Genomic DNA, 26,222 nt, shown 5'->3' with positions numbered 1-26,222 from the left:
CGATATAAAGGAAGCTTTATGTCTGAAAGGCGGTCCTAGCCCGCCCGCCACCGCGTGACAACCAGCGATCCGGCGATCAGTGCCAGGGCCCAGGCCATCGCCAGCCAGTTGCCGAAGAGCGCGAACGGCGTAGGCGGCTGCGCCGGCGGAACGCGCCCGTCGAGCCGCCCGGCTACGCGCATGCCGAGGTGGTCGCGCACGACCCCGCGCGCATCGATCACCGCGCTGATCCCGGTCGTCGTCGCGCGCAGGACCGGCAGCCCTTCCTCGATCGCGCGCATCCGCGCCTGGGCCAGGTGCTGGGGCGGCCCCCACGCCCCGAACCAGCCGTCGTTCGACGGGTTGAAGATGTAGTCGGGGCGGTCGCCGCGATCGACCACCTGCCCGGAAAAGACGATTTCGTAGCAGATCTGCGCCCCGGCGCGGCCCCAGCGGCCGAGATCGAGCGTGCGCGGCCCGGGGCCGGGAATGAAGTCCAGCGTTCCGGCGACCAGCCGCGTGAGGCCGAGCGGCGAGAGCCAGCTGCGCAGCGGAAGATATTCGCCGAAGGGCACGAGGTGCGCCTTGGCATAGCGTTCGCCCAGCGTCCCGTCGGCCATGACCGGGGTGATCGCGTTATAGGCCCCGGTCGCCCGTTCGCGGCCGTCCACGTCCTCGATCTCCAGGTCCACCGCGCCGGTCAGCAGCAGCGATCCCTCGCCGATCGTCCGGCCGATCCGCCAGCGGGCATAGCCCGGGTTCCCGGCCGCGGTCATCTGGTCGTAATAGCGCTGCGGATAGCCGTCGCGCAGGTAATCGGGCACGCCCGATTCGGGCCACAGCACCAGTCGCGGCCCTTCGGCCCCGCGCGGGAGCGAGAGCCGCGCCAGCCGGGCGAACTGCTCTTCGAACTTGGCCGGATTGTCGAGGTCTTCCTGCCGCATGTCGGGCTGGACCAGCGTGAAGCGCAGCGTGCCTTCCTCGCGCGCGGGGGCGGGCCAGTACATGCCGGCCGCGAGCAGGCCGGTCGCCAGCGCGAAAGCGGCCAGCCGCCTTTCGCGAAGGAGAACCAGCAGCAGGGCCGCGACGACGACCGCCAGGCCCGAAAGGGCATATGTCCCCAGCCAGGGGAGGAGCGCGGCGAGCCCGGGCCGGTCGAACGGGCCGAGGAAGACCAGCCCGAACGGGTCCCAGGCATAGCCGGTGAAGACCCAGCTTCGCAGCCACTCGGTCAGCGCCCAGGCCCCGCCGGCAAGGCAGGCCACCGCGCCCGGCCCCATGTCCCGCGCCGGCAGGCGGACCAGGAGAGCGGCCAGAGCCGGGTAGAGCGCAAGGTAGAGCGACAGGAGCGGCACCGCGAGCCAGCCGAGCCAGGCCGGCATTTCGGCCTGGTAGGTGAAGGCAGTCGCGATCCAGTTGTTGGCGAGGGTGAAATGGGCCAGCCCGAACAGCCAGCCGCGCACGAAGGCGCTCTTGCGGTCGGGCGCGTGGCGCACGAGGGCGATGAAGCCGCCCATGGCCAGCAAGGCGACCGGCCAGAGGTGGAGCGGGGGAAACCCGGTTGCCGACAGGGCGCCGCACAGGAGCGCCGCGAGGCGGGGGCGGGCGAGCAGCCAGTCGCCGATCCGGCCGATCCGGTTCATCGTCCTGTGCCGCCCCGGCTAGCCAGCTCCTGCCCCGGTATCAGCCGACCGCCTGGACGGTTTCGCTGTCCTCGGCCGGTTCGGCCTTCTTGCGGCTGCGGGTGGCGCGCTTCCTCTTGGGCGGCTCGGCCTCACTGGCATCGCCGGCCTCGCCGATCGCAGGGGGCAGCGCCGAAGCGTCGATCTCGCCCCTGTTGTCGGGAGCATTGTCGGGAGCGTTGTCGGCAGGCGTCTCGCCCCGGGCCTTGCGCGGCTTGCGCGGCTGGCGCGGTTCGCTGCGGGCCGGGCGCTTGAACGGGTTTTCCGCCGGCTCGTAGCCCGAATCGTCGCTCGATTCGGCATTGCCGTCGCGATCGTTCGCATCGTCGCGATCAGCGGAACCGCCGCGATCGGCCGAACCGTCGCGGCCGTTGCCGTCGTCGCGGCGATTGCGGGTGTTGCGCGACTGGCGGCGGCGCGGGCTTTCGCCCTCGTCGTCGTCGCCATCGTCGTCGTCCTGGTCGCGATCGTCCTGGCGCTTGCTGCGCTGTTCTTCCTGGCGCGCCTTGTTGTCGGCGATGACGCGGAAATAGTGATCGGCGAACTGCAGGTAGTATTCGGCCTGCACCCGGTCGCCGTTGTGCTGCGCGTCCTGGGCCAGCTTCTTGTACTTGTCGAGCAGCTGGGGCGCGTTGCCGCGAGCCCGACTGTCGATCCTGTTAGCCTGGTTGCCGCCGCCCTGCTGGCGATTGCCGCGTCCGCGACGGCGATTACTGCGGTGATTGTTCAAGGAATGCTCTTCCTCATTCGGGACCGCCCAGCCGGCACCATTGCCCGTGCGGTCGCATGACCCCTCGCCGCGTCCGCTTCGTTGCGGATCGCGGATGTTCCATCTGCACCTGTGCGCGGGCCCAACGCCCGGCCGGTTTGCAAATGTCGGAACCAGGCCCTTCCGGGTGGCGAGCGCGTCGCGATCCGGTGGCCTGTCTCAAGAGTTAGCTATCGCGAGGGTCTTTGCCAACCCCTAACGCAAAATCAATGCGCGCGGCCGCCCGCCGAGGTCGCGCCGCAACGTGCAGGAAAACCCGGCGTCGGCGGCGATCGCGGCGACCGCGGCATCCTGCGTCGCGCCGATTTCGAGCACGGCGATCCCGCCGGGCGCGAGCAGGCCCGGAAGGCTGGGGACGAGCACGCGGTAATCGTCCAGCCCTTCGGGCCCGGCATAGAGCGCGCCGGCAGGTTCGAACGCGCCGACGTCGGGCGCAAGATCCGCCCCGCTTTCGACATAGGGCGGATTGGCCACGACGCGATCGAACCGGCCGAGCTCGCCTGCCCAGCCGGGCGCGTGCCAGTCCGCCTCCGCCAGGCGCGCGCGCCCGTCCAGCCCCAGCGCCCGGGCATTGGCCGCGGCGACGGCAAGCGCGGCGGGGGCGCGGTCGATACCGATGCCCTGCCAGCCCGGCCGCTCGGCCAGGAAAGCGAGCAGGAGCGCGCCCGAGCCGACCCCGCAGTCGAGCACGCGCCCGTCCTCGCCCGCCCCCTCCAGCGCGGCGGCAAGCGTCGTCTCGCTGTCGTCGCGCGGGATCAGGACGTCGGGCGTGACCTGCAGGGCGAGGCCGTGGAACTCCTGCCGGCCGAGGATATAGGCCACCGGCTCGTGCCCGGCGCGCCGTTCGACCAGCGCGGCGAAGGCGGGCGGCGCATCGCGCTGCATGTGCCGCAGGAGGAGGTCGGAGCGCGACACGCCCAGCGCGTGGGCCATCAGCAGCTCGGCATCGAGCCGCGCGGTATCGGACACCGGCGAAAGCCGCTCTGCCGCCGCGCGCAGGGCAGCGGCGACCGCGACCCCGGGCACGCCGTCAGCCATCCATCGCCGCGAGACGCTTGGCCTCGTCTTCGGCGATCAGGGCATCGACAAGCTCGCCCAGTCCCGGGCCGGCCAGCACTTCGTCGAGCTTGTGCAGCGTCAGCCCGATGCGGTGATCGGTGACGCGCCCCTGCGGGAAATTGTAGGTCCTGATCCGCTCCGAGCGGTCGCCGCTGCCGACCATGGCCTTGCGCGCCTCCGCCTCCGCGCCCTGCGCTTCCGCCCGCTTCAGGTCGTAGAGCCGGGTGCGCAGGACCTGCATGGCCTTGGCCCGGTTCTTGTGCTGGCTGCGCTCGTCCTGCTGGATCACGACCAGGCCGGTCGGCAGGTGGGTCAGGCGCACCGCGCTGTCGGTCGTGTTCACGTGCTGCCCGCCGGCACCGCTGGCGCGGTAGATGTCGATCTTCAGGTCCTTGTCGTCGATTTCGACATCGACTTCGCTCGGTTCGGGCAGGACGGCGACCGTCGCGGCCGAGGTGTGGATGCGCCCGCCGCTCTCGGTCACCGGCACGCGCTGGACCCGGTGGACGCCGCTTTCGAACTTCAGCCTGGCGAAAACGCCGGTGCCGCTGACATTGGCGACCACTTCCTTGAACCCGCCGATGTCCGACGCGTTCATGCTGATCGTTTCCACCCGCCAGCCGTTTTCCGCGGCGTAGCGTTCGTACATGCGAAACAGGTCGGCGGCGAAGAGCGCAGCCTCGTCCCCGCCGGTGCCCGCGCGGATTTCCAGCATTGCGGGCCGTGCATCGGCGGCATCGCGCGGCAGCATCGCGATCGCCAGTTGGCGCTCGGCCTCGGGCAGCCGTTCGCGCAGGCGGGCGATTTCCTCCTCCGCCAGCGCCTTCATCTCGGGATCGCTATCGTCGAGCGTTTCCAGGTCCGCCAGCTCGGCCCGCATCGCGCGCACCTCCTGCGCCGCGCGGGCGACCGGCTCCAGCTCGGCATAGTCGCGGCTGGCGGCGACGAAAGCCTCGCCCTCCAGCGTGCCCGACGCCAGCCGCGCCTCGAGTTCGGCGAAGCGGTGCGCGATCTGGTCCAGGCGTTCGGCGGGGATGGTCATTTTGCCACCCCATTCTCCCGAAGCCCGTCATGCTGAACTCGTTTCAGCATCCATCGCGCTCCACCAATCGATGGGGCGAGAGAAGAAATGGACCCTGAAACGCGTTCAGGGTGACGAATTGCAGGGACTGCGGGGATAGTCATTTCCCGAGGTTTTCGAGAATGTCGCGGACACGGTCATATTCCTCGACACCCGGCGCCGATTTGAGATTGAAGACGGTTTCGCCGTCCTTCGCGGAAATGCTGAGCAGTACCCTCGCGTTGATCTTTGCGGCCTTGTCATAGCGCTTGCGCGGGGAGCCGGTCGCTACGATCTCGGCAGAGAGGCCGGCAGTCCTGATCGCGGTACTGGCTGCAATGCCGGTGTTGAGCAGCGCATCGGTCTCGACGGCAATGCTGACGTCGGCAATCTCCGGTTGCTTCTCCCCCACCAGCATCGCCAGCCGCTCGATCCCCGCAGCCCAGCCGACCGCGGGCGTGGCCGCGCCGCCGAGCGATTCCATCAGCCCGTCGTAACGCCCGCCGCCCAGCACCGTGCTCTGGCTGCCGAGCGCGGCGGCTGCGGCGGAGCCTTCGTCGGGCACGAATTCGAACGCGGTGTGCCGGTAATAATCCAGCCCGCGCACGAGGCTTTCGGCGCGGCGCCATTTCACGCCCGCGGCATCGAGCCCGTCGGTGACCTGGCCGAAGAAAGCCTGCGCCTCGTCCGACAGGAAGCTGTCGATCTTCGGCGCATCGGCCACGAACCGGCGATCGCGCGGATCCTTGCTGTCGAGGATGCGCAGCGGGTTCCTTTCCAGCCGTTCCTGCGAATCTTCCGACAGTTCGCCTTTCACGGCACGGAAATGCTCGACCAGCGCGGCGCGCCAGGCCTCCCGGCTATCGGCATCGCCCAGCGTGTTGAGCTGCAGCGTGACACCCTCGATCCCCAGCTCGCGCAGCAGCTGGTCGGCCATGGCCAGCAATTCCACGTCGGCCTGCGGTTCGGCCGCGCCGATGATTTCCGCGTCGATCTGGTGGAACTGGCGGTACCGGCCCTTCTGCGGGCGCTCGTAGCGGAACAGCGGCCCGTGCGTCGCGACCTTGAGCGGGGCGTGCTGTTTCCAGCCGTTGGTGATCCAGGCGCGCGCGATCCCGGCGGTGAACTCCGGCCTCAGGGTCAGCGATTCCCCGCCGCGGTCCTCGAACGAATACATTTCCTTCGAGACGATATCGGTCGTCTCGCCGATCGAGCGGGCGAAGACCTCGGTCTTCTCGAACACCGGCATTTCCACCCGGCGGAAGCGGTAGAGCCGGCGCACGCGCTCGAAGGTTTCGACGACGTGCGCGAAGCTTTCCGCATCGGGGCCGAAAATGTCCTGCGTTCCGCGGATCGCCTGGGGGGTCTTGCCGGATGTCTTCGCCATGGCGCGCGCTTAGGCGAGAGCGTGGCTTGCCGCAATATCGCCGGCCCGCTAGAGGCCCCGGCGCGAAGTCCTTTGGGAGAGGGGCCGACCGCAACAGAGAGACAATATGCGCATCGACAAGGTTCCCGTGGGCGACAGCCCGCCCGACAGCCTCAACGTCATCATCGAAGTGCCCACCGGCGGCGAACCGGTGAAGTATGAATTCGACAAGGATTCGGGCGCCCTGTTCGTCGACCGGATCCTGCACACGCCGATGCGCTACCCGGCGAACTACGGCTTCGTGCCCCACACGCTGAGCCCCGATGGTGACCCGCTCGACGCGCTGGTCATCTCGCGCAGCCCGTTCATCCCCGGGTGCATCGTGCGCGCCCGCCCGATCGGGGTCCTCAACCTGGAGGACGAGCACGGCGGCGACGAGAAACTGATCTGCGTCCCGATCGACACCACGTTCCCCTATTACTCGGACGTCGCCGAAACCAAGGACCTGCCCTCGATCATCTTCCAGCAGATCGAGCACTTCTTCACCCACTACAAGGACCTGGAGAAGGAAAAGTGGGTCCGCATCGGCCAGTGGGGCGACGCGGCCGAGGCCAAGCGGATCGTGCTCGAATCGATCGAGCGGGCCAGGGGCTGACGGCAGGCGCGGCCGCCGCCGGCCGGCGGCCGGCGGCCTTCGCCGGGCCTATTCCACCGGCCGGCTGGGATCGAGCAGGTCGCGCGTTTCGCCCTGCGCGCGCTCGGCCTCGACCATCCGTTCGATCTCCGCATCGGGGCGCACGTCCGCCGCATCGTCCCCCTCCGGCCCGCTGTCCGGCGGCGGAGCGGGTTCCGGCGATTGGCGTGCCGGCCGTGCGCGGCCCGCATCGCCTTGCGGCCCGGCGACATTTTCGAACGGCAGCGGCATCGTGCGCTGGTCGAAGCGCAGGCGATAGATCGGCTCGGGCAGCGCGAAGCCGCCTTCCTCCAGCGCCCGCTTGACCGCCGCGATCGCGCGGCTGCGTGCCTTGACCCAGTCGCTCTCGCGCTGGTCGATCCAGCCGAAGAACCGCAGGACGATATTCGAATCGCCCACTTCCATCACCGCCGCGTCGGGCGGCGGGTCGGCGAGGACGAACGGCAGCTGCGCCAGCGTCTCGCGCCCGACGCGCCGGCCCGCGTCGGGATCGTCGTCGGCGTCGATCCCCAGGTCGAATTCGAACCGCCGCTGCGGGTTGCGGGTGTAGTTCAGGATCACCGCCTTGAAGACGGTGGAATTGGGGATCCGCAGGTGGTTCCCCTCCAGCGTCATCAGCACGGTGGCCCGGCTGGTCAGGCGCACGACGCGCCCTTCCTTGTCGTCGATCAGGACGTGGTCGTTGGCCCGGAACGGCTGGCGCAGGCTGAGCATCAGCGAGGCGACGTAGTTCTCGATCGTGTCGCGCATGGCGAAGCCGAGCGCGATCCCGACCACCCCCGCGCCGCCCAGCACCGCCCCCATCAGCGCCCCCGCGCCCAGCAGGTCGAGCGCGACCACGAGGCCGATCAGGATGAAGGCGAACCGGATCGCGCTCGCGACCAGGTCGGCCAGGAAGACATTGGGCAGGAGCCGGCGCCAGAGCGCGCCGAACCCCGCGATCAGGTGGCCGACGAAGGCGATCGCGATCGCCAGGACGAGCGCGACGCCGATCAGCGGCAGCATCGCGACGAGGCCGGCGAACCCGGCCGAAAGGCTTTCCAGCGAACCGAGGTTGCGATCGATCGAGACGTCGCGGACGATCGCGTTTTCCACCGTGGCGACGCCGGCGACGCGGCTGGCGATGCGTTCGGCGCGCTCGCCGTCCCCGGCGGCAGGGACCGTTCCGGCCAGCGTCACGACCCCTTCGCTGACTGCGACGTCGACTTGCGACAGGGCCTCTATCTCGCCGAAGATCGCGCGGATCCGCCCCGCAATCCGCGCGTCCGCCCCCGCATCCTGGTGATCGGCGATCGCCGCTTCGGCGGCCGGGGCGGGCGTGGCCGGGGCCCCTTCGGGCAGGGCCGGAACGGCAAGCGCCGGCGCGGCGAGCAGGACCAGGAAAGCCGCCGCCAGGCGGGTAAGGGCGTGCCGGACCGGGCGCGCCCGCGTCATGCGCCGGCCACCGTCATCCCGTCGACCCGCAAGGTGGGGACATTGATCGCGCGGTGCATCTCGAGGTCGTTCGCCGCATGCATCCGGGCATACATGGCGAGGAGATTGCCCGCCACGGTGAATTCCGCCACCGGCCCGGCGATCTCGCCGCCGACGATGCGAAAACCGCTGGCGCCCCGGCTGTAGTCGCCGGTGACCGCGTTCACGCCCTGGCCGGCCAGCTCGGTCACCAGCACGCCTTCCCCGATATCGGCCATCAGCTCGGCGCGGCCGATCGGGCCCGCCGGGACGTGCAGGTTGCTCGCCGAGACGCCCGGTGCGCCCGCCCCGCGCGAGGCATGGCCGGTCGGGGCGAGGCCCAGCTTGCTGGCGCTCGCGACATTGAGCAGCCAGTCGCCCCGCACGCCGCGATCGACCAGCTTGCGCGGCACGCACGACAGCCCCTCCCCGTCGAACGGGCGCGAGCGCAGGCCGCGCGGCCGGTGCGGGTCCTCCAGCACGTCGATCGCGGCCGGGAAAACGGCGCTGCCTTCGCGCCCGAGCAGGAAGCTCGACCGGCTGGCGATCGCCGGGCCCGCCATGGCGCCGACAAGGTGCCCGATCAGCGAGGCGCCGACCCGCGGGTCGAACAGCACGGGCATGCGTCCCCCGCGCGGCACCTCGGGATGGAGACGCGCGACCGTGCGCTCCCCCGCGAGGCGACCGATCTCCTCCGGCGGGGGCAGGTCTTCCAGGTGGCGGGCGCTGCGCTGCGCGTAATCGCGCTGCATCCCGGCGCCGCTGCCCCCGATCGCGACCGCGCTGACCGAGTGATGGGTGGCGCCATAGGCGCGCGCGAAACCGTGGCTGGTCACGAGTGCGAAAAGCGAACGGCCGCAGGAGGCCGACGCCCCTTCGCTGTTCGTCACCCCTTCGACCGCGCGCGCGGCATCCTCGGCCGCCTCGGCGCGCCGGCGCAAGTCGTCCGGGCCGGGCCTTGCCGGGTCCTCGAGATCGAGCGGCGGGGCCTCGCCCCGGTCGAGCCGGTCCTCGGGGGCGAGGCCGGCATGGGGATCTTCGGGCGCGACCCGCGCCATGGCCACGGCGCGGGCGGCCAGGTCGTCCAGCGCGCCGGGCGTGAAATCGCTCGTTTCGATCGAGGCCGACCGGCGGCCGACGAAAACGCGCAGGGCAATCCCTTCGCCTTCGGAACGCTCGACCTCCTCCAGCTTGCCCAGCCGCACGCCGACGGCCTCGGACGACTGGGCGCGCGCGGCGGCGTCGGCGGCATCGGCCCCGTGGCGGCGCGCGGCCTCGATCAGGCTGGCACAGCGATCGAGCGCGGTGGCCCCGTCGATCATCGATTGGTTCCGGGCGTTGTCATGCGCCCCAGCTAGAGTCCGCGCGCGCCGCCCGCAAGGCGAGCGGTCAGCCGACGAGCAGCGCGATCCCGCGGAACAGCGCGGTAAGGGCGAGCGGCAGCAGGATCGCGAGCGCCCAGAGCATCGCCTGGTCGCGGCGATAGGCCGCTGCGAGCGCCGGGTCGGCCGCCTGCTCGTCCGACAGGTCGCGCCAGCGCTTCTCGAACCAGCGGCAGGCCGGGATGATGCCGGCCACCAGCGCCACCAGCGCGAGGTAGGGCAGGATCGAGGAGCCGATCGCCTTCATCGCGTGCACGGTGACGAAAATCTGCAGGGCGGTGTAGAACAGGAGAGCATAGGCGACGTTGTCGCTCATCCCCTTGCGCCAGTCGCGCGCCCTCTCGGGCGCATGATCGCGCTCGCCCCCGCCGCCGATATCGTGAAGCGCCCTTGCCATAGCGCCCTCTCCTCCGTTTTCCCCCATCCGAATCGGAGTATTTCAGACGCAAGACACGAAGACAAGCGCGATAACCGGGCGGCGGCCCCGCGCGCCATGCACGAATCCTGCCAGATCGCCGCACCGGGGGGTTTCCTGAGGGCGCAGCAATGCTACATGATCGCGCGATGGACACTGCCGAGCCCGCCGCCGACCACGCGCAGAGCGTGACCGCAACCGCCCCCATGCCGCACGGCGGGCTGGAAGTCGTCTCGATCGCCAAGAGCTACGACAAGCGCAGCGTGCTGACCGACATCTCGCTGACGGTGGACAAGGGCGAGGTCCTGGGCCTGCTCGGCCCCAACGGCGCGGGCAAGACGACCTGTTTCTATTCGATCATGGGCCTGGTGAAGCCCGATGCCGGCCGCATCCTGATGGACGGCGAAGACGTCACCAACCTGCCGATGTACCGCCGCGCGATCCTGGGCCTCGGCTACCTGCCCCAGGAAACGAGCATCTTCCGCGGGATGACGGTGGAGCAGAACATCAACTGCGTGCTCGAAATGGTCGAGCCCGACGCGCAGACCCGCGCGGCGGAACTGGAACGGCTGCTGGACGAATTCGGCCTCACCCGCCTGCGCGACAGCGCCGCCATGGCGCTGTCGGGCGGGGAACGCCGCCGGTGCGAGATCGCCCGCGCGCTGGCCGCCAAGCCCTCGATCATGCTCCTCGACGAGCCTTTCGCGGGGATCGACCCGCTTTCGATCAGCGATATCCGCGACCTCGTGATCGACCTGAAGCAGCGCGGGATCGGCGTGCTGATCACCGACCACAACGTGCGCGAGACGCTCGACATCGTCGACCGCGCCTGCATCATCTACGGTGGCCAGGTCCTGTTCGCCGGCACGCCGCAGGATCTCGTCGCGGACGAGAACGTGCGCCGCCTCTACCTGGGCGAAGGGTTCACGCTGTGACCGGCGCGGCCGCGGCACGCCTGCGCCATGCAAGGGCCGCGGCCCCGGCCCCGCACGACCGCGCATAGGCCGGCCATGGCGCTGGCCCCCCGCCTCGATCTGCGGCAGACGCAGTCGCTGGTCATGACGCCGCAGCTCCAGCAGGCGATCAAGCTGCTGGCGCTGTCGAACCTCGAGATCGAGACTTTCATCGGCGACGCGCTGGAGGCCAACCCGCTGCTGGAAGCGGGCGAAGTCGCGCGGGAAGACGGCGAGACGGCCCCCGCGGGCGAAAGCGAACCAGCCGCCGACAGCGCCGCGGGCGACGAGAGCGCGCTCGACATCGATCCCGGCGCGCTCGACCGCGACCGCGATACCGGCGACGGCGAATGGGGCGCGGCGCACGGGGCGACGCCGGCCGGCGAGTTGCCCTCGATCGACGAGCGCGGCGGCGACGGCCCGACCCTGGCCGAACATCTCGCCGAGCAGGTCGGGGCCGCGGCCGGCGACAGCCGCGAGGCCTTCGTCGCGCGGCACCTCGTCGGCCTGCTCGACGAGGCCGGCTACCTCGCCGCGGACCTGCAAGAGGTGGCGGCCGAACTGGGCATTCCCGTGGCCGAGGCGGAGCGCGCCCTGGCCGTCGTGCAATCGCTCGATCCCACCGGGGTCGGCGCGCGGAGCCTCAGCGAATGCCTCGCCCTCCAGGCGCGCGAGGCGGACCGCTACGATCCGTGCATGGCCCGGCTGATCGACAACCTCGACCTGGTCGCGCGCGGCGAGTTCGCCCGCCTCAAACGGATGTGCGAAGTCGACGACGAGGACTTCGCCGACATGCTGGCCGAACTGCGCGGCTACGATCCCAAGCCCGGCTGCCGGTTCGGCGGCGCGGGCGAGGCCGCGATCGTGCCCGATATCCTGGTCACCGCGGCGCGCGACGGCGGGTGGGATATCGCGCTGAACGAGGAGACCCTGCCGCGCCTGGTAGTCAACCGCGCCTATTATCTCGAGCTGCGCCGCGGCTGCGCGGGGAAGGAGGCGCAGTCCTGGCTGGGCGAGAAGCTGGCCGATGCCAACTGGCTGATCCGCGCGCTCGACCAGCGGCAGAAGACGATCCTCAAGACCGCGGCCGAGATCGTGAAGAAGCAGGAAGGGTTCTTCCGCGCTGGCGTATCCGAGCTGCGCCCGCTGACCCTGCGCGACGTCGCCGAGGCGATCGACATGCACGAAAGCACGGTCAGCCGGGTGACGAGCAACAAGTACCTGAACTGCGACCGGGGCACGTTCGAACTGAAATACTTCTTCACCAGCGGCGTCGGCAGCGCCGATGGCGAAGGCGCCAGTTCGCAGGCGGTCAAGGCGCGGATAAAGGCGCTGATCGACGCGGAGGACGCGAAGAAGATCCTGTCGGACGACACGCTGGTCGCCCTGCTGAAGGGCGAAGGGTTCGACATCGCCCGCCGTACGGTGGCCAAGTATCGCGAGGCGATGGGCATTGGCAGCTCGGTCCAGCGCCGGCGGCAGAAACGGCTGGCGGCCGGCGGCTAGCGCACGGCGATCGCGCGATTCGGCCTGTCAGCAACCACGCACGACTCGCCGTATTTCCAGCGTTTATAGGTTATTAACCTTTTCCGTTCACACCTTGTGTGGTTAATGTCAGGCTTGTTTATCGAACACGGGGCAGCGCGGCCGCGTTTCGAGTGACCGGGCCGAAGGGGCAAAGGGGGATTCCCATGCGCGTACTGTTGATCGAGGACGAGCCGACCACGGCGAAGGCCATCGAGCTCATGCTTACGACCGAGGGTTTCAACGTCTATTCGACCGACCTGGGCGAAGAGGGGCTCGATCTCGGCAAGCTCTACGATTACGACATCATCCTGCTCGACCTCAACCTGCCCGACATGCACGGTTACGACGTGCTGAAGAAGCTGCGCGTCGCCAAGGTCCAGACCCCGGTCCTGATTCTTTCGGGCATTGCCGAGATGGACAGCAAGATCCGCAGCTTCGGCTTCGGGGCCGACGACTACGTGACCAAGCCGTTCCATCGCGAGGAACTGGTCGCGCGCATTCACGCGGTCGTGCGCCGTTCGAAGGGCCACAGCCAGTCGATCATCCGCACCGGCAAGCTGGCCGTGAACCTCGACGCCAAGACGGTCGAGGTCGATGGCGCGCGGGTCCACCTGACCGGCAAGGAATACGCGATGCTGGAGCTGCTCAGCCTGCGCAAGGGCACGACGCTGACCAAGGAAATGTTCCTCAACCACCTCTACGGCGGCATGGACGAGCCCGAGCTGAAGATCATCGACGTCTTCATCTGCAAGCTGCGCAAGAAGCTGAGCCATGCCTGCGGGGGCGAGAACTACATCGAAACGGTGTGGGGCCGCGGCTACGTGCTGCGCGACCCGGAAAGCCAGGCCGAAGCGGCCTGAACCCGCGCGCGCGGGCTGTCGCGCGCCTGGTGCGCTGACGCGCTTTTCTATCAGCCGGCGTAGGATTTCGGCTGTCGCCAGCCAGTCCGATCGCGCGTAGCTGCCCCGGCGATTGGCCGGGACGAATAGCGCGCGATGGACATCTTCGGAATCGAGCTGGCCGGGATCGTCCCGTTCATCGCGATCGGGTTCGCCGCGCAACTGGTCGACGGCGCGCTGGGCATGGCCTTCGGGGTCATCACCAATACCCTGCTGGTCGGCGTCCTCGGGCTGCCGCCCGCGCAAGCCTCGCAGCGGGTCCACGTGGTCGAATGCTTCACCACCGCGACCAGCGGCATCAGCCACCTGTTGAGCGGCAATATCGACCGCGCGCTGTTCCTGCGCCTGCTGATCCCCGGCATGGCCGGCGGCATAACCGGCGCCTACCTGCTCGCCGCGATCGATGCCTCGATCGTCAAGCCGGTCGTCCTCGCCTATCTCGCAGTCATGGGCCTCTACCTCCTCGCGCGCGGGCTGCTCTACCCCCCGCGGCTGCGCGAGGCGAAGCACGTCGCGCCGCTCGGCCTCGTCGGCGGGTTCCTCGACGCGGCGGGCGGCGGCGGATGGGGGCCGGTCGTCACCTCCAACCTGCTCGTCCAGGGGGCGGAGCCGCGCAAGGTCGTGGGCACCGTGAACGCGGTCGAGTTCTTCCTGGCGCTGACCATCTCGGCCACGTTCGTGTTCCAGATCGGCATTGCCGACCTTGCGGGGGCGACGCTAGGCCTGCTGATCGGCGGGATCGCGGCCGCCCCGCTCGGCGCCGTCGCGGCGCGCCGGTTCAGCCCCCGGCTGATGCTCGTCCTGGTCGGCACGGCGCTCAGCGCCACCAGCGCCTACGGCATCTGGGCCGCGCTCGCCTGAGGCCCTGCCGCGCCGCGCGCCCGGCTTGAGGCGGCAGGGGATTCCTGTATTCGGCCCGGTCATGAGCGCGAACAAGCCCGGCGATCCCACCACCCTCAACCGCCTTTACGGCCGCAGCCAGGGCAAGCCCCTGCGCAAGGGCCAGGCCGAGCTGGTCGAAAGGCTCCTGCCCCAGATCGCGGTCCCGGCCGAAGGGCCGGTGACGGCGGAGCGACTGTTCGGCCACGACCGCCCGCTCCACTTCGAGATCGGCTTCGGCGGGGGCGAGCACCTGGCCTACCGGGCCGATCTCCTGCCCGATCACGGCTTCATCGGGGCCGAGCCGTTCGTCAACGGCGTGGCCCAGGCGCTGGTCCACGTGCGCGACGGCGCGCTGGGCAATGTCCGCCTGCACCTGGGCGACGCGCTGGAAGTCCTGCGCCGCGTGCCCGACGGCGCGCTGACGATGCTCTACCTGCTGCATCCCGATCCCTGGCCCAAGGCGCGCCATGCGAAGCGGCGGATGATGAACGACGGGCCGGTGGAAATGTTCGCGGCCAAGCTCAAGCCGGGGGGCGAACTGCGCTTCGGCACAGACCACCCGGTCTACCTGCGCCATGCCCTCTCGGTCATGCGCCGTCACACCGACAGCTTCGAATGGCAGGTCGAAGGGCGGCAAAGCTGGGAGAAGCGCCCCGGCGGCTGGTGCGAGACCCGCTACGAGGCAAAGGCGCGCGAGGTCTACGGCCACGAAGTCTGGTACTTTAGATTTAGACGACGCTAAAGTGCGAAATCCTTGTAAAACAATGTACTTAGCTGAATCCTCCTACGCTGGCATTGCCTCCATTTCGCTCCTTTTTCCGCTTGCGTGATTACCCGGTGATTGCCAGAAGAAGGACACGAGGTTCCGGATGGCAACAGGAAAAATCACGAAAAAATCGATAGATGCGCTCGAGGCTAGCAGCTCGAGCCAATTCGTTTGGGACACTGATCTCAAAGGTTTTGGCGCCAAGATTACGCCTTCAGGAAATATCTCTTACGTCCTTCAATTCAGGATGGGCGGGCGCGAGACAATCGCACGGCGTTATACGATCGGCGCACATGGGTCTCCGTGGACACCTACGACGGCCCGCTCGGAAGCCGAACGCCTTCTCCTGCTCGTCGGCCAAGGCGTCGATCCAGTGGAGGCTGAAAAGCAGAGGCGCCGTGAGGCCGTCGATCTCGCCTTCAACAATTACGCGCGGCATTTCACCCATTCCTGCAAAGGCGAGGGATGGAGACGTCTGGTCGAACGAGTGGTCAGGCTTCATCTTGAGCCGGTTCTACGCAAGAAGCCGCTGCCTTCGATCACCAGGGCAGATATCGTATCCGTTCTCGACCAGATGCCGGAAGAGCAGGTCGCCAATCGCCGGAACGTATTTGCAGTGATGCGCCGTCTGTTCCGCTGGGCTATCAGTCGCGGCGATCTCGATCGCAGTCCGATTGAGGGCATGGAGACGCCGCCGCCGGTAAGGCCGCGGGATCGCTGGCTTTCTGACAAGGAGCTGCGCATGATCTGGTATGCCACGCCCGAATGCCATCCCTGTTTCGGGCCGATTGTCCGCTTATTGATTTTGACCGGACAGCGCCGCGAAGAGGTTTGCGGGATGCACTGGCAGGAGCTCGACAGAGCAGAAAGACTATGGACCCTGCCCGGCCGGCGCACGAAAAACAGAGAGTTCAACACCATTCCATTGAACGAACTCGCCATGATCGAGCTCGATCGGTTGGCAGGTGGAGGGAAATGGCCGCGCAAGGGCAGAGTGTTTGCGACTGCAAGTGGAGCGGGCTTCACCGGCTACCATAAAGGCAAGATGAAGCTGGATAGCGCCATCGAGGAAGCCGAAGGCGAACCTTTGCCTCCCTGGCGCCTTCATGACTTGCGGCGGACGCTCGCAACGAATTTCCAGCGCTTAGGTGTAAGGTTCGAGGTTACCGAGGCGGTATTGAACCATGTAAGCGGTTCACGTGCGGGCGTGGCGGGAGTTTACCAGCGCCACGATTGGAAAGACGAAAAACGCAATGCCCTTAATGACTGGAACAAGCATCTCGTGTGTGTCTTGCGTGATGCGACCACCACTACTGCGGTAGACAGCAGGTAGCACCGTCACCATCTTCCCACGCTTCCTGAATCGGGGGGCATGGGGCATCGCCATAAGAGCAGAATACACAACAGTCTCCTGCCAATGGCTGCAGTCTTTTCCGGCAATGCTGGCATTCATAAAAGAACCAGCATGCGTTGGTCGGCATGGTTTCGGTGGTGGCCGCTTGGCAATGGGGGCACGTGATCGTCGAAACAATCTGCATCAGGCTCCTCCAAGCGCACGCATCAGCGGTTGTTCAATAAAGCCCCATAGCGCAGACAGGACGATCATCGCGGTGGCAATCAGCAATGTCAGTCGCGCAGCGCTGCTGCGAGCAGGTTTCTCACAGCCATCAGCACTGCAGATGCGCAGTTGGCGCACGTGAAGGAACCACCCAAAGGCCACGATTAGGAAGGCTGCGATTGTGAGCGGCAAGTGGTAGGGAACAAACCATGCGAGCCCGCCAGCACCGAGCCCGACAGCAACGAGGACCAACGGCAGGACGCAGCAGGCAGCCGCAGAGAGAAGCGCCCCTGCACTCGCCAGCATTCCAACGCCAGCAACCCCGCGATCGCTTACGCTTTTCGCCTCACCGTATTGGACAGCCTGCTCGGTCATCTTTGCCTCCGCTCGATTCGAACTGTATGTACGTCCTGTAGTAGATATAGGTTCAAGGAGATTCGGCGTGGGCCGCCTGTCGATAGGTGAATTGGCGCGCAAGACGGGCGTCCATATCGAGACGATCCGGTATTTCGAGAAGATCGGAATGCTCGGTGCGCCGGATCGTACAGCAGGCGGACACCGGGTTTTCGACGATGGGCACCTCCGCACGCTCAAATTCATCAAGCGGGCGCGCGAGCTAGGCTTTGCGCCGAAGGAGGTGCGGACACTTCTGGACCTGGGCGGTCCTGCCGAAGCATGCTGCGACGAAGTGCGCGAGATTGCAATTCATCACCTCGAAGAAGTACGGCGCAAGATCGACGATCTCACTCGCCTGGAACGGCATCTTACCGCTACCGTCGAGCAGTGTTCGGGCGGTCATGTGCCCGACTGTGCAGTCATCGACATGCTGGAGACCGCTCGGCCCTAGACCATGTATCCGATGTCAGACGCGCCGGTTGGATAGGCGAACATTGTAGTCTTCAGATCGTCCGCGGTGAGCCCATGGCGGATCGCCAGTCCGAAAATATTGATGGCCTGGTCTGCGCCGGGTCCGACGAGGTGCGCGCCCAGTATTGTCCCTGTCTCCTCTTCGATTAGTGTCTTGTGCCCGTAGACAGGTTCGGCGACCCGCCTGGCGGTGAACCACTGAGAGGTCCGCTCGCACTTTGTCCGGAATCTCAGCCCCGCCTCATTCGCCTCTGCCTCGGTGAGGCCAACGCGGGCGATAGGCGGAAGAGTGAAGGCCACGCTCGGCGCCCCTTTGTAATCGGGTTCGCGGTGATTGCCTTCGACTAGATTGGCCGCGACAACTTTTGCATCATGGCTGGAAACGGGGGTGAGTGGCGGCCCGTTCGAGGCAGCATCTCCGGCAGCGTAGACGGCCGGATTGCTTACGCTCTGCAGAAATTTGTTCAGCTTCGGCTTTCCATGTTCGGCTGCGATCCCGGCCTTTTCGAGATCGAGCCGCTCGATGGCGGGAGCCCGTCCTGCCGCATGAACGACAAGATCGGCGACGACTTCGATCGGGCCGCCCTTGCCATTCGCATGAACCACATATTTTCCGCCCGATCTTCGAATGGCATCGACCGCCGTATCGGTAATCACTCGCACACCGATCCGGTCGAACGCATCCATGAGCCAGTTCACAAGTTCGGGTTCGAACTGCGTCAACATGCGCGGTCCCCGCTGAAGGATCGTGACCTCGGCTCCCGCACGGGCAGCGATATGGGAAAACTCGGCAGCGATATATCCGCCCCCGACCAGAACGATGCGCTTCGGCAGCGAAGGCAGTTCGAGAAAGCCCTCATTGTCGATCAGGTGCTCTTCGCCTGGGATGGCTAGAGGTATCGGTCTGGCTCCCGACGCGATCAGGATTTTGCGGTATTCGATTTCATAGTCGCCTACGGAGAGCTGATTTGGCCCGGTGAATTTTGCCGTACCATGCAAGGTCACGATGCCGGCCTCTTCATACCGCCGCTCGTGCTTTTCAGGCACAGGGTCGGTAAAGCTGCGTTTGAACCGGATAAGGTCGGGCCAATCGATGCGCAGATCCCCCTTCACCCCGTGACCTGTCATGCGCTGTTTCGCGTCGATCACTTCTGCGTCGGCCACCAGCATTTTCTTGGGATCGCAGCCGCGTAGCGCGCAGGTGCCACCGAATGGCTTCTCGTCGATAACCGCGACTTTCCAACCCGCCTTCGCAACGCGCAGGGCGCAAACCATGGCTGCCGTCCCCGTACCGATTACCATCAAATCGTAGTTCATATCGATTCTCCTGCCCGGTCAATGAAGCTGGAGTGGCTACGGGTTCCGACGCCGCCATCGAAAAATCGTGTCGCACGAAGCGCCCCCGTGAACACAGATGGTCGGTTGCAGAAAATGACTTCCCTACCGAAGCGAGGCGGATACCCCTCCCTCTTGAAAATACATTAGATTATTCTAAATTAGTGAATACTAACGGAGCAAATCATGAGCCACAATGGGTCTCCAGATACGGATTTCACGCGGCAGGCCGGCGAGGCCAGCCGCCTGCTGAAATTGATGGCCAACGAGTCGCGCCTGCTCGTTCTTTGCTTCCTTGCCGAGGCTGGCGAGCTGTCCGTCGGCGATCTGGCGCAGAGCGTCGGGCTGAGCCAGTCCGCCCTGTCGCAACACCTCGCAAAATTGCGCGAAGACGATCTCGTCGCGACCCGCAAGGATGCCCAATCGGTGTTCTACCGTGTGTGCGACCCGAATGCGCAGCGGGTTCTCGAATTGCTGCACGACATCTTTTGCCCCGAGCTTGGCCAATCCCCCCAGCCGAGCGGCGACGCCGGAGAAACACTATGAGCGACGACACGAATATCGAAAAGGCCATCGAACAGGTGAACGATGTGCTTGCGGGCGATCTGCGAGCACCGCACGTCAAGGCTTTCTTCCACGAGCCGACCTTTACCGCGACCTATGTGGTCAGCGACGATCAGACCAAGCGCGCGGCCATTATCGACAGCGTCTGGGATTTCGATCAGCCTTCGGGCCGCACCAGCCTGGAAGCGGCGGACGAAATTATCGACTATGCGCGCGATGCAGGTCTGACCGTCGACTGGGTCCTGGAAACTCACGCCCATGCCGATCACCTTTCCGCCGCGCCCTATCTGCAGGAAAAGCTGGGCGGCGAACTGGCCATCGGCCGCGAAATTGTGACCGTGCAGGGCGTGTTCGGCAAGGTGTTCAACGAAGGCACCGATTTCGAGCGTGACGGATCGCAATTCGACCGGCTGATGGAAGATGGCGACGCGTTGATGATCGGCGATATTCCGCTGATCGCTCTTCACGTGCCCGGCCATACCCCAGCGGACATGGCCTATATCATCGGCGATGCGGCCTTTATCGGCGATACGATGTTCATGCCCGATTATGGCTCCGCCCGGGCCGATTTTCCGGGCGGCAATGCGCGCAAGCTGTACCGCTCGGTCCGCCGGCTGATGCGCCTGCCGGACAAGACGCGGGTGTTCCTGTGCCATGATTACAAGGCGCCCAATCGCACGGAATTCGTATGGGAGACCACCATGCTCGCGCAGCGCACAGCCAATGTGCATCTTCACGAAGATGTGGATGAGGACCAGTTCGTCGAGATGCGCACCCAGCGCGATGCGACATTGGAAATGCCGCGCCTGATCCTGCCCGCCATCCAGGTGAATATGCGCGGCGGCCATCTGCCGCCGCCCGAAAGCGACGGCACGTCTTACCTCAAGATGCCGGTCAACAAGCTGTGATGCTTCCCGGATTTCCCGATGCCGCCCCGCTCGCCGGATTGCTTGGTGGAGTGCTGATCGGCCTGGCCGCCGCGCTGATGTTGCTGGGTGCAGGACGAATTGCCGGCGTGTCCGGCATCGCCGCGCGCGCCTTCGGTATCAGCGGCGACGGTATGCCCCGGTCCGGTGCGTGGGCGTTTGTTGTAGGCCTGCCACTCGGCGCCTTGCTGGTTGCCTGGACTACCGGCGGTATCGAGGCCAGCTTTGCCGGGTACCTTCCACTTGTGGCGGCGGGCCTCCTGGTCGGCATCGGCACGCGCATCGGCAGCGGCTGCACCAGCGGCCACGGCGTATGCGGTGTCAGCCGGCTTTCGCAGCGCTCGATCGTCGCCACGGCAACCTTCATGGCAGCTGGTATCGCAACCGTCGCCATCATGAATGCATTGGGGCTGGAAGTGCTGTCATGACCCGCTCGTGGCTAGTGGCTCTCCTGTCAGGCAGCCTGTTCGGTGCCGGGCTGGCACTGGGCGGCATGGTCGACCCAGCGCGGGTGCGCGGCTTTCTCGACATATTCGGGGACTGGGACCCCACCCTCGCGTTTGTGATGGGCGGCGCGGTTATCGTGATGGCGATCGCCTGGCGGATTCAGGCGCGCATGGCGCAGCCTTTGATTGGCACGACATTCGCTCTTCCCGACCGGACCGACCTGACCCCCCGCCTGATCGGCGGCGCGGCGCTGTTCGGCACCGGTTGGGGGATTGCAGGCCTGTGTCCCGGGCCGGGCTTTGCAGCGCTCGTCATCGAGCCTGCAAAGGCAGCAGTCTTCGTGATGGCTATGCTGGCCGGAATGCTGATCTTTCGCTCGATGGAATCCCAGTCATAAAGCCCTGCAGGAGTAGTCGAAGCTATGGCCGAGCCCAGCCTGCTTGCGCGCTATCCTCCCATCCTCGAATGCGGACGAACCTACAATGGCTCGGTTCTGACGAACGATCTCGTGGCGGCGGTGCATTCGGTTCGATGGGCGCGTTGAAAGCGGCACAGAATTGAGTTTCGGAAAACTATCCCGACAGGCGACTGACCAATTGCGGAACCCGCTCCTCGCATCTGCGATGGTAACGCCGCAAGGCGCGCAGCCGTTCGTTACGCGAGCCTCGCAGACTCGCCTCGATTTCAGCGAGGATTTCTGCAGCGTCGGGCAATACGTCGGGTTCATGGATCCGAACCCGGTGCAGCCGATCACTGATCCGATCGATCAGGACCGCCAGGCACCGGTTGCCCGACCCGGTTGCAAGTACCAAAAACACCGCTGCCATGCGGCCAGCATAATCGTCAGGCCAGTCGTCGAGATCGCGCACGTTCGGGATTCGCCAAGCTTCATCGCTCGCTGTTTCAAGCAAAACCGCATTTACGCGGAGGACATCCCGCAAACCCTGTTCGGTCAGGACCGGCACCCGAAAGCCGTCGCCAGGGGTGAGGTCGACCAGCCCCTCGCCAACCAGCTGGTTCAGGCTGTCCCTCACCGGTGTCATGCTGACGCCGAAATCGTCGGCAAGCCGCATTGCCTCGAGCTTGGCCCCATTGGCCCAGGTTCCCTCCATCAGCGCACGCTTGAGGCGTTGATAGGTGGGCTCAAGGACGTGGGCAGGGCTCACTTTTCGCCGCGCTGCGCCTCGGCAAATTCGCGCACCGCGGCTTTCTGGTCGTCGCGAAGCGCATCGGTCGCCCGCGGAAACTCGGCAATATCGTCGCGCAGCAAGATAGATGGGCACTGGCCTTCGTAATTGCCAAGATTGGGCCGGTGCTGACAATAGCCCGCAAGCTCGGCAAGTTCTGCGGGAAATTCCCGCGCGACTTCTGGCGGATAGGCGAGCCAAAGATTCTCGTAGGGCTTGAGCCAGCCAAGACTGTAACCGATCACCACCGCACGGCGCACGTGCCTGGTCAGATTAGGTCCCGCTCCGTGCACCGTCGATCCGAGAAAGCAAATGGCATCGCCAGGCTGACACTCGGCCGCGATTGGCGTGCCGAGCTGGTCTAGCGATTCAATTTTCTGCCTGTGGGTGCCGGGATATATTCGCGTCGCGCCGTTGGACGCCGTAAATTCGGTCAGGGGCCACATGACATTGAGCAGATATTCATGCGTGCCCTTCTCCCCTGCCCACATGTCGTGGTCGCAATGCGGGAACTGCTCGATCTCGCCGGGATGGACTGCAATCGCCTGCGCGACATTTAGCTGGATGCGTTCGCAGGCTTTGCCCAGAATTTCACGGGCAAGCGCGAGGATGAGTGGTTGAAGGACCAGGTCTCCCGCCCAGCGCGAGCGGCGCAGCAAACTCCCAAACCGCTTCGTCTTGTAGCCATAGAACTCGCCATCACCGAAAGGCGTCTTTGCGTAGGTCTGCTGGAGGTCCGTATCGAGCGCTGCGAGGATTGCACTCGGCAGAGCGTTGGGGATGATGCAATAACCCTGCTTTCTGATCTGGTCGAGCCAGGGCGAATGCGCTGCCCCAGTCATGCCGCGATCTCCAGCTCGTAGTCGACCACGCGATAGGATGCCTGGCGGTAGACACCACCGCAGGCGAGATCCGCAGACGTGCCCGCATCGATATCGATCTGGAGCGCGATGAGGTTTTCATCGCCGATCCGGCTGCCGGGTCCGAGCGCACGGCATCGCCAGCCAAATTTCGCAATCTGGCGGAACCAGTTCGGCGTAGCGACCGCGGTATACGCGCCTATCCCGGCGATCAGCGCGTGATCCGCGAGCGCGGTTACAAGTTCGTCCCGCGCGGCCCGGCGTTCCAGACGCGGGAGTGTCGGCTCGATGCAGAAGCGGGTGATCTCGCGAAAGTCCTCGCGCACCGGGACGGGGCCATCGCAAAGAGACGGAAACAGCTCGCCGAGAATATGCGCCCTGTCGGTCTTGAGCAGCCGCGCAGATGCGCGGTGACTGTCCTTGTCATCGGTGAGAATGACATAGGACGCTTCGCTCGTATCGAACTGGTCGATTTCGTAGACTCCTTCGAGCACGGGGACATCCCATTTGAGGAGATCGACGAAGACCCGCTTACGGGCCGCGAACATGGTCCGGAGCACCGGATCGGCGGGACTGGTATGGTTCTGCATTGTTGCTGCCTGTGATTGAAAAGACAGGTAGCAACTGATCGATCTGGTTCCGCTTCGACATACCAAGAACAGGGGATGTAAGCTTCCGCGGAATTGCGAAGCGTCCCAACTGCATGGGCGGAATTCAGCCCGTGTCTCGCCACCGGATAATGTCGGCAAATCCGATCAGCCCATCGAAAAGAGCTGCGACCACGAGCGACTGCTTGCAATGAACCTGATAGCGTTCGCGGGCCATTTTGAGATGCTGGATGACGGTTTCGGTGCCGATACCCAGTATGATCGCGGTCTCGGCGGCGGTCTTGCCGCGCGCGGTCCACAACAGACACTCGCGCTGGCGATCGCTAAGCACGGGAACGGTTTCCGTGCTACGAGAGGGACCAAGGGCAAGGGCGCAACTGAGCGCGAGCGTGCCGACGATCTCGGCAAGGGCCAGGCGACAACGGGGAAGATCCCTGTCCGGACACACGGCAAAGGTGCACGTTCCGCGCGCGAGCCCGGGCAGGTGTCGTGGCACTGTATAGCCGTCGCCGATTCCGCATTCCTTCCCGACGGCGAGCATCTGCCGGTCCCCGCGGGTAAGCGGAATCATCTCCTCCAGCATATCCCATGCAAAGCCGATAAAACTCTTGTCGCAAGCGCGCCGGACGGGATCCTGGCCCGCCAGATCAAACGCCACATAGACCTTTGCCCACTCATCGGGATAATCGTGCAGAAGCAAGCCCGGCGCCTCGCGCGATCCCGAGCGCAATTCGAGACTAAGGGCAAAATGGTCGAAACCGAGGCGCCGCGATACCTCGGCAAGAGCCCCACTCAGTTCGGTGTCCGATTGTACATTTATGAGTTCAGTAGCGAACTCCTCTGCGAAGTAGGCATACATAGTCCGGCCTGTTCGACCGACGAGGGTGCAATCCAACACACCGCCGCTCGATCGCCTGCTGTATGCCTCACCAATGGTTCCATGCCATCGGCACCGGCAGTTGCTGTTGCGCGCCCCCCTGAAGGTTCGGTTTGTGGCGATACCGAACACAAGACCCGGCACCGCAGAAAACGATAGCTTAAACAGTAAGATTGGAAAGTAGCGGGAATGCCCACGCCCTTCGAAAGGGCCTCCGGTCGATTGCTAATCGCGGCCCTCATCGCTTCCGTCGCAGCGCTCAGTGCGCGAGGCCAGCCGCGTGGAGCCGGTCAGGAGATCACGATAGCCCGTCGTTGTCATGCGGCGCGCTTCGGCGACAAGACGCTGGGTCTGGCGCCGGTCGGAAGATGACTTCCATTCAATCGCGCGATCGTAATCCCGACCGGGAAAGGTCAGATCGCGCGCGATCTGCCGAACCGTTGCGGGTTCACCTGAAGCTGGGTCGAGCCTGTCGAGAATTGCGATCAGGAGAACCAGCCGATGTCTGAGATAGGGCGAGGGTGTCAGCGCAGCGCGAGCTGCAATGGCCTGCCGACTGCGCGGATGCTCATGAAGCGCGCTGAGCGCCGCCAGTCGAACGGACATCGAGCGATCGGCCGGGACGATATAGCCATCGCGAGCGGCCGGCGGGGTCACCACGAGACGGTGGCGCGTGTGTTTTCCCGCCAGCACCAGGTGCCGATCTGCGCCGGCTTCCGCTTCAACCAGCAGCGATCGCATGTGAAACGCGGACGCGAGCTCCGTCCGACACACGGCTGAAGATGCGACCACAACGACGCTCGGATTGTCTTCGGGGCGCCATAATGCCGGACAGACATCGGCTCCGGATGCGGGATCCACGAGGAAATTCGAGGCCCCATGAACGCGCGCTTCGCCGGCTGGCGAGAGCTTGCGTTTTGCCGTCACCCGCACGGCGGAAGCGGGCGAACTGGGCACGATAGTCCGGATTGCGCCGCAGGAATTCCTGCGCGAAGTCCGAAAAATCGAAACCGTCGAAGCGCCTTTGCCATTCGGGGATGCGGACCATGGAGCCCCTCCTTTCGATGGTCCTGCTACCGCAACGGTTTTGCGCCCGGCATTCTCCTATCCGGGCAGCCGCCTCCCCAGAAATGGTGATGCGGGCACGACGATTCGAAGACGGTCGGACGCGCAGAGCTTGCGTACCGACACCTCCGGTATGGAGTAGTTGCGCCTTGCATGATCAATCGCGTTTGGGCACGATTGGTTGGCGCGCACCGAATTGCTGGCAACGGACGCGTGGACAGTTCCGCCAGACATCATGCACGCCGGTCCGGCCAAGGCCCGGCGGCCGATCCGGTCAAGGGACGTCGCGGCGTCCCGAACGGCGGCAAAGACCTGGACTCCGCATCCGGCTCATGCTGACGAGCCGACGAGTGCGGTCGCCTGCTCCCGCTGAGCATGACCGATTTCGCTGCCGGATCCCGGCACCACGCTACACAATCGCTTTCCTCGCCCTCGTCACCGCAAACCACGCGGGCATCGCTTCCGCGCAGCCGCCTGCTCGAAGCTCTCTACCGGGATGAGCGTGCCGGAGTGCTGGCTTACCTGAAGCGCAAGGTCGGTCACGAGCACGCCAGCGATCTTGCGCAGGAGGTCTTCCTGCGTGCTGCTGGGAGCGCGCAACTGAATGAACTGCGCAATCCGGGCGGTTTCCTGCATTGTATCGCGAGGAACCTGGCAATCGACTTCGCCCGGAGGAGTCGGTGCCGGATCGTGACCCTGTCGCTCACCGAAAATGGCGATGGCACCAGTCTACCTTGCCAGGAAGACCGGTTACACGCGGTGGAGACCAAACAGCTTCTCGAGGAAGCATTGGCCGAACTCCCGGCGAAGACCGCGCGGGTGTTCGCGATGAGCCGCTTCGAGAAAAAATCCTACAGGGAAATTCATCTCGAACTCGGTGTCGGGTTGTCGACGGTCGAATACCACATGACGAGAGCTCTCGCTCACCTGCGGCGCGAGCTGGCCGCCGAGGACGTCTGAGTCCCGCTCAATTTAATTTCATGTGCAACTAGGGTGCCAGCCCATCCATGCGTCAACCCCTGCAACGGCGAAGCCAGAACGGC

General features: G+C 65.9%; 30 protein-coding genes. 13 read left to right on the top strand and 17 right to left on the bottom strand.

Annotation, left to right across the window (positions count from 1 at the left end):
* Positions 1 to 35: 35 nt before the first annotated feature.
* The 5 genes from lnt to hisS form a co-directional block, all read right to left on the bottom strand.
* Positions 36 to 1,622 carry an apolipoprotein N-acyltransferase gene (gene lnt / locus GRI72_RS13330; protein ID WP_160734412.1) on the bottom strand — a complete coding sequence of 529 codons (1,587 nt, stop codon included), beginning with the start codon at positions 1,620 to 1,622 and terminating at the stop codon, positions 36 to 38.
* Positions 1,623 to 1,662: 40 nt separating this feature from the next.
* A complete protein-coding gene (locus GRI72_RS13325; RefSeq protein WP_160734411.1) occupies positions 1,663 to 2,391 on the bottom strand; it encodes a DUF4167 domain-containing protein in 729 nt (242 codons plus the stop codon).
* Positions 2,392 to 2,625: 234 nt separating this feature from the next.
* Positions 2,626 to 3,468, bottom strand: coding sequence for a peptide chain release factor N(5)-glutamine methyltransferase (gene prmC, locus GRI72_RS13320; protein ID WP_160734410.1), 843 nt, complete (start codon positions 3,466 to 3,468; stop codon positions 2,626 to 2,628).
* Positions 3,461 to 4,531, bottom strand: a complete 1,071-nt coding sequence (gene prfA, locus GRI72_RS13315) for a peptide chain release factor 1 (RefSeq protein WP_160734409.1) — start codon at positions 4,529 to 4,531, stop codon at positions 3,461 to 3,463. The genes prmC and prfA overlap by 8 nt, the downstream gene beginning before the upstream one ends.
* Positions 4,532 to 4,670: 139 nt before the next feature.
* Positions 4,671 to 5,936, bottom strand: coding sequence for a histidine--tRNA ligase (gene hisS / locus GRI72_RS13310; RefSeq protein WP_160734408.1), 1,266 nt, complete (start codon positions 5,934 to 5,936; stop codon positions 4,671 to 4,673).
* Between the two features lie 106 nt (positions 5,937 to 6,042).
* Here hisS and ppa point away from each other — a divergent pair, with 106 nt between their 5' ends.
* Positions 6,043 to 6,570: an inorganic diphosphatase gene (gene ppa / locus GRI72_RS13305; protein WP_160734407.1), complete on the top strand. Its 528-nt coding sequence runs from the start codon at positions 6,043 to 6,045 to the stop codon at positions 6,568 to 6,570.
* Positions 6,571 to 6,618: 48 nt separating this feature from the next.
* Here the strand turns inward: ppa and GRI72_RS13300 are convergent, their stop codons facing one another.
* The 3 genes from GRI72_RS13300 to GRI72_RS13290 form a co-directional block, all read right to left on the bottom strand.
* A complete protein-coding gene (locus GRI72_RS13300; protein ID WP_160734406.1) occupies positions 6,619 to 8,043 on the bottom strand; it encodes a mechanosensitive ion channel family protein in 1,425 nt (474 codons plus the stop codon).
* Positions 8,040 to 9,383, bottom strand: coding sequence for a TldD/PmbA family protein (locus GRI72_RS13295; protein ID WP_160734405.1), 1,344 nt, complete (start codon positions 9,381 to 9,383; stop codon positions 8,040 to 8,042). Before GRI72_RS13295 ends, GRI72_RS13300 begins: the two co-directional genes overlap by 4 nt.
* A 67-nt stretch (positions 9,384 to 9,450) precedes the next feature.
* Positions 9,451 to 9,840: a hypothetical protein gene (locus GRI72_RS13290; protein WP_160734404.1), complete on the bottom strand. Its 390-nt coding sequence runs from the start codon at positions 9,838 to 9,840 to the stop codon at positions 9,451 to 9,453.
* Between the two features lie 167 nt (positions 9,841 to 10,007).
* Between GRI72_RS13290 and lptB the strand changes: the two genes are divergently transcribed.
* The 6 genes from lptB (at position 10,008) to GRI72_RS13260 (ending at position 16,218) form a co-directional block, all read left to right on the top strand.
* Positions 10,008 to 10,793, top strand: a complete 786-nt coding sequence (gene lptB / locus GRI72_RS13285; RefSeq protein ID WP_160734403.1) for an LPS export ABC transporter ATP-binding protein — start codon at positions 10,008 to 10,010, stop codon at positions 10,791 to 10,793.
* Positions 10,794 to 10,868: 75 nt separating this feature from the next.
* Entirely contained in the window at positions 10,869 to 12,317 is a 1,449-nt protein-coding gene (gene rpoN / locus GRI72_RS13280) for an RNA polymerase factor sigma-54 (protein WP_160734402.1), read from the top strand.
* 185 nt (positions 12,318 to 12,502) lie between these two features.
* A complete protein-coding gene (gene ctrA, locus GRI72_RS13275; RefSeq protein ID WP_160734401.1) occupies positions 12,503 to 13,198 on the top strand; it encodes a response regulator transcription factor CtrA in 696 nt (231 codons plus the stop codon).
* A 135-nt stretch (positions 13,199 to 13,333) separates the two neighbouring features.
* On the top strand, positions 13,334 to 14,098 hold the full coding sequence (locus GRI72_RS13270) for a sulfite exporter TauE/SafE family protein (protein ID WP_160734400.1): 765 nt from the start codon (positions 13,334 to 13,336) through the stop codon (positions 14,096 to 14,098).
* Positions 14,099 to 14,159: 61 nt separating this feature from the next.
* Positions 14,160 to 14,861 (top strand): tRNA (guanine(46)-N(7))-methyltransferase TrmB, encoded by a 702-nt coding sequence (gene trmB, locus GRI72_RS13265; RefSeq protein WP_160734399.1) that lies wholly within the window; start codon positions 14,160 to 14,162, stop codon positions 14,859 to 14,861.
* A gap of 127 nt (positions 14,862 to 14,988) precedes the next feature.
* On the top strand, positions 14,989 to 16,218 hold the full coding sequence (locus GRI72_RS13260; RefSeq protein WP_160734398.1) for a tyrosine-type recombinase/integrase: 1,230 nt from the start codon (positions 14,989 to 14,991) through the stop codon (positions 16,216 to 16,218).
* Here GRI72_RS13260 and GRI72_RS14860 read toward each other — a convergent pair.
* Together GRI72_RS14860 and GRI72_RS13255 are read right to left on the bottom strand one after the other, a co-directional pair.
* Complete coding sequence (locus GRI72_RS14860) at positions 16,196 to 16,423, bottom strand: GDCCVxC domain-containing (seleno)protein (RefSeq protein WP_272916381.1); 228 nt, start codon at positions 16,421 to 16,423, stop codon at positions 16,196 to 16,198. The two genes, GRI72_RS13260 and GRI72_RS14860, sit on opposite strands and share 23 nt — an antisense overlap.
* The gene (locus tag GRI72_RS13255) at positions 16,423 to 16,818 is read right to left on the bottom strand and encodes a hypothetical protein (RefSeq protein ID WP_066558392.1); all 396 of its coding nucleotides are present in this window, start codon (positions 16,816 to 16,818) and stop codon (positions 16,423 to 16,425) included. Before GRI72_RS13255 ends, GRI72_RS14860 begins: the two co-directional genes overlap by 1 nt.
* A 67-nt stretch (positions 16,819 to 16,885) precedes the next feature.
* On the opposite strand from GRI72_RS13255, the gene GRI72_RS13250 reads away from it, so the two are divergent.
* Complete coding sequence (locus tag GRI72_RS13250; RefSeq protein WP_066558394.1) at positions 16,886 to 17,290, top strand: MerR family transcriptional regulator; 405 nt, start codon at positions 16,886 to 16,888, stop codon at positions 17,288 to 17,290.
* Here the strand turns inward: GRI72_RS13250 and GRI72_RS13245 are convergent.
* Complete coding sequence (locus GRI72_RS13245) at positions 17,287 to 18,627, bottom strand: dihydrolipoyl dehydrogenase family protein (protein WP_066558396.1); 1,341 nt, start codon at positions 18,625 to 18,627, stop codon at positions 17,287 to 17,289. The genes GRI72_RS13250 and GRI72_RS13245 overlap by 4 nt on opposite strands.
* Before the next feature lie 204 nt (positions 18,628 to 18,831).
* Here GRI72_RS13245 and GRI72_RS13240 point away from each other — a divergent pair, with 204 nt between their 5' ends.
* The 4 genes from GRI72_RS13240 to GRI72_RS13225 are packed head-to-tail and all read left to right on the top strand — an operon-like array spanning position 18,832 to position 20,979.
* Positions 18,832 to 19,191: an ArsR/SmtB family transcription factor gene (locus GRI72_RS13240; protein ID WP_066558399.1), complete on the top strand. Its 360-nt coding sequence runs from the start codon at positions 18,832 to 18,834 to the stop codon at positions 19,189 to 19,191.
* Positions 19,188 to 20,117, top strand: coding sequence for an MBL fold metallo-hydrolase (locus tag GRI72_RS13235; protein WP_066558403.1), 930 nt, complete (start codon positions 19,188 to 19,190; stop codon positions 20,115 to 20,117). Before GRI72_RS13240 ends, GRI72_RS13235 begins: the two co-directional genes overlap by 4 nt.
* Positions 20,117 to 20,563: a YeeE/YedE family protein gene (locus GRI72_RS13230; RefSeq protein WP_066558405.1), complete on the top strand. Its 447-nt coding sequence runs from the start codon at positions 20,117 to 20,119 to the stop codon at positions 20,561 to 20,563. The genes GRI72_RS13235 and GRI72_RS13230 overlap by 1 nt, the downstream gene beginning before the upstream one ends.
* Complete coding sequence (locus GRI72_RS13225) at positions 20,560 to 20,979, top strand: DUF6691 family protein (RefSeq protein WP_119082086.1); 420 nt, start codon at positions 20,560 to 20,562, stop codon at positions 20,977 to 20,979. Before GRI72_RS13230 ends, GRI72_RS13225 begins: the two co-directional genes overlap by 4 nt.
* Before the next feature lie 175 nt (positions 20,980 to 21,154).
* Here the strand turns inward: GRI72_RS13225 and GRI72_RS13220 are convergent, their stop codons facing one another.
* The 6 genes from GRI72_RS13220 to GRI72_RS14620 all read right to left on the bottom strand — a co-directional run bounded on the left by GRI72_RS13220 (position 21,155) and on the right by GRI72_RS14620 (position 25,162).
* Positions 21,155 to 21,748, bottom strand: coding sequence for a GntR family transcriptional regulator (locus tag GRI72_RS13220; protein ID WP_119082085.1), 594 nt, complete (start codon positions 21,746 to 21,748; stop codon positions 21,155 to 21,157).
* Positions 21,745 to 22,611 (bottom strand): phytanoyl-CoA dioxygenase family protein, encoded by an 867-nt coding sequence (locus GRI72_RS13215; protein ID WP_066558412.1) that lies wholly within the window; start codon positions 22,609 to 22,611, stop codon positions 21,745 to 21,747. The genes GRI72_RS13220 and GRI72_RS13215 overlap by 4 nt, the downstream gene beginning before the upstream one ends.
* On the bottom strand, positions 22,608 to 23,219 hold the full coding sequence (locus GRI72_RS13210) for an acyl-homoserine-lactone synthase (protein WP_119082084.1): 612 nt from the start codon (positions 23,217 to 23,219) through the stop codon (positions 22,608 to 22,610). Before GRI72_RS13210 ends, GRI72_RS13215 begins: the two co-directional genes overlap by 4 nt.
* Before the next feature lie 124 nt (positions 23,220 to 23,343).
* A complete protein-coding gene (locus GRI72_RS13205; protein WP_066558421.1) occupies positions 23,344 to 24,096 on the bottom strand; it encodes a LuxR family transcriptional regulator in 753 nt (250 codons plus the stop codon).
* Between the two features lie 243 nt (positions 24,097 to 24,339).
* Positions 24,340 to 24,855, bottom strand: coding sequence for a DNA -binding domain-containing protein (locus GRI72_RS13200; RefSeq protein ID WP_160734396.1), 516 nt, complete (start codon positions 24,853 to 24,855; stop codon positions 24,340 to 24,342).
* On the bottom strand, positions 24,836 to 25,162 hold the full coding sequence (locus GRI72_RS14620) for a transcriptional regulator domain-containing protein (protein WP_202389122.1): 327 nt from the start codon (positions 25,160 to 25,162) through the stop codon (positions 24,836 to 24,838). The genes GRI72_RS13200 and GRI72_RS14620 overlap by 20 nt, the downstream gene beginning before the upstream one ends.
* Before the next feature lie 392 nt (positions 25,163 to 25,554).
* On the opposite strand from GRI72_RS14620, the gene GRI72_RS13190 reads away from it, so the two are divergent.
* The gene (locus tag GRI72_RS13190; protein WP_160734395.1) at positions 25,555 to 26,139 is read left to right on the top strand and encodes a sigma-70 family RNA polymerase sigma factor; all 585 of its coding nucleotides are present in this window, start codon (positions 25,555 to 25,557) and stop codon (positions 26,137 to 26,139) included.
* Positions 26,140 to 26,222: the final 83 nt, after the last annotated feature.

Origin of the sequence: Pelagerythrobacter marinus (assembly GCF_009827515.1) — a bacterium.
GTDB lineage: Bacteria > Pseudomonadota > Alphaproteobacteria > Sphingomonadales > Sphingomonadaceae > Pelagerythrobacter > Pelagerythrobacter marinus.
Note: the sequence above shows the minus strand (reverse complement) of the source record. Positions and strands in the feature narration are given on the sequence as shown.

Coding starts and splice junctions, on each gene's coding strand:
- lnt (WP_160734412.1), bottom strand. CDS start 1,622: ATGAACCGGATCGGCCGGATCGGCGACTGGCTGCTCGCCCGCCCCCGC.
- prmC (WP_160734410.1), bottom strand. CDS start 3,468: ATGGCTGACGGCGTGCCCGGGGTCGCGGTCGCCGCTGCCCTGCGCGCG.
- prfA (WP_160734409.1), bottom strand. CDS start 4,531: ATGACCATCCCCGCCGAACGCCTGGACCAGATCGCGCACCGCTTCGCC.
- hisS (WP_160734408.1), bottom strand. CDS start 5,936: ATGGCGAAGACATCCGGCAAGACCCCCCAGGCGATCCGCGGAACGCAG.
- ppa (WP_160734407.1), top strand. CDS start 6,043: ATGCGCATCGACAAGGTTCCCGTGGGCGACAGCCCGCCCGACAGCCTC.
- GRI72_RS13300 (WP_160734406.1), bottom strand. CDS start 8,043: ATGACGCGGGCGCGCCCGGTCCGGCACGCCCTTACCCGCCTGGCGGCG.
- GRI72_RS13295 (WP_160734405.1), bottom strand. CDS start 9,383: ATGATCGACGGGGCCACCGCGCTCGATCGCTGTGCCAGCCTGATCGAG.
- GRI72_RS13290 (WP_160734404.1), bottom strand. CDS start 9,840: ATGGCAAGGGCGCTTCACGATATCGGCGGCGGGGGCGAGCGCGATCAT.
- lptB (WP_160734403.1), top strand. CDS start 10,008: ATGGACACTGCCGAGCCCGCCGCCGACCACGCGCAGAGCGTGACCGCA.
- rpoN (WP_160734402.1), top strand. CDS start 10,869: ATGGCGCTGGCCCCCCGCCTCGATCTGCGGCAGACGCAGTCGCTGGTC.
- ctrA (WP_160734401.1), top strand. CDS start 12,503: ATGCGCGTACTGTTGATCGAGGACGAGCCGACCACGGCGAAGGCCATC.
- GRI72_RS13270 (WP_160734400.1), top strand. CDS start 13,334: ATGGACATCTTCGGAATCGAGCTGGCCGGGATCGTCCCGTTCATCGCG.
- trmB (WP_160734399.1), top strand. CDS start 14,160: ATGAGCGCGAACAAGCCCGGCGATCCCACCACCCTCAACCGCCTTTAC.
- GRI72_RS13260 (WP_160734398.1), top strand. CDS start 14,989: ATGGCAACAGGAAAAATCACGAAAAAATCGATAGATGCGCTCGAGGCT.
- GRI72_RS14860 (WP_272916381.1), bottom strand. CDS start 16,423: ATGCAGATTGTTTCGACGATCACGTGCCCCCATTGCCAAGCGGCCACC.
- GRI72_RS13255 (WP_066558392.1), bottom strand. CDS start 16,818: ATGACCGAGCAGGCTGTCCAATACGGTGAGGCGAAAAGCGTAAGCGAT.
- GRI72_RS13245 (WP_066558396.1), bottom strand. CDS start 18,627: ATGAACTACGATTTGATGGTAATCGGTACGGGGACGGCAGCCATGGTT.
- GRI72_RS13240 (WP_066558399.1), top strand. CDS start 18,832: ATGAGCCACAATGGGTCTCCAGATACGGATTTCACGCGGCAGGCCGGC.
- GRI72_RS13235 (WP_066558403.1), top strand. CDS start 19,188: ATGAGCGACGACACGAATATCGAAAAGGCCATCGAACAGGTGAACGAT.
- GRI72_RS13230 (WP_066558405.1), top strand. CDS start 20,117: ATGCTTCCCGGATTTCCCGATGCCGCCCCGCTCGCCGGATTGCTTGGT.
- GRI72_RS13225 (WP_119082086.1), top strand. CDS start 20,560: ATGACCCGCTCGTGGCTAGTGGCTCTCCTGTCAGGCAGCCTGTTCGGT.
- GRI72_RS13215 (WP_066558412.1), bottom strand. CDS start 22,611: ATGACTGGGGCAGCGCATTCGCCCTGGCTCGACCAGATCAGAAAGCAG.
- GRI72_RS13210 (WP_119082084.1), bottom strand. CDS start 23,219: ATGCAGAACCATACCAGTCCCGCCGATCCGGTGCTCCGGACCATGTTC.
- GRI72_RS13205 (WP_066558421.1), bottom strand. CDS start 24,096: ATGTATGCCTACTTCGCAGAGGAGTTCGCTACTGAACTCATAAATGTA.
- GRI72_RS13200 (WP_160734396.1), bottom strand. CDS start 24,855: ATGCGATCGCTGCTGGTTGAAGCGGAAGCCGGCGCAGATCGGCACCTG.
- GRI72_RS14620 (WP_202389122.1), bottom strand. CDS start 25,162: ATGGTCCGCATCCCCGAATGGCAAAGGCGCTTCGACGGTTTCGATTTT.
- GRI72_RS13190 (WP_160734395.1), top strand. CDS start 25,555: ATGACCGATTTCGCTGCCGGATCCCGGCACCACGCTACACAATCGCTT.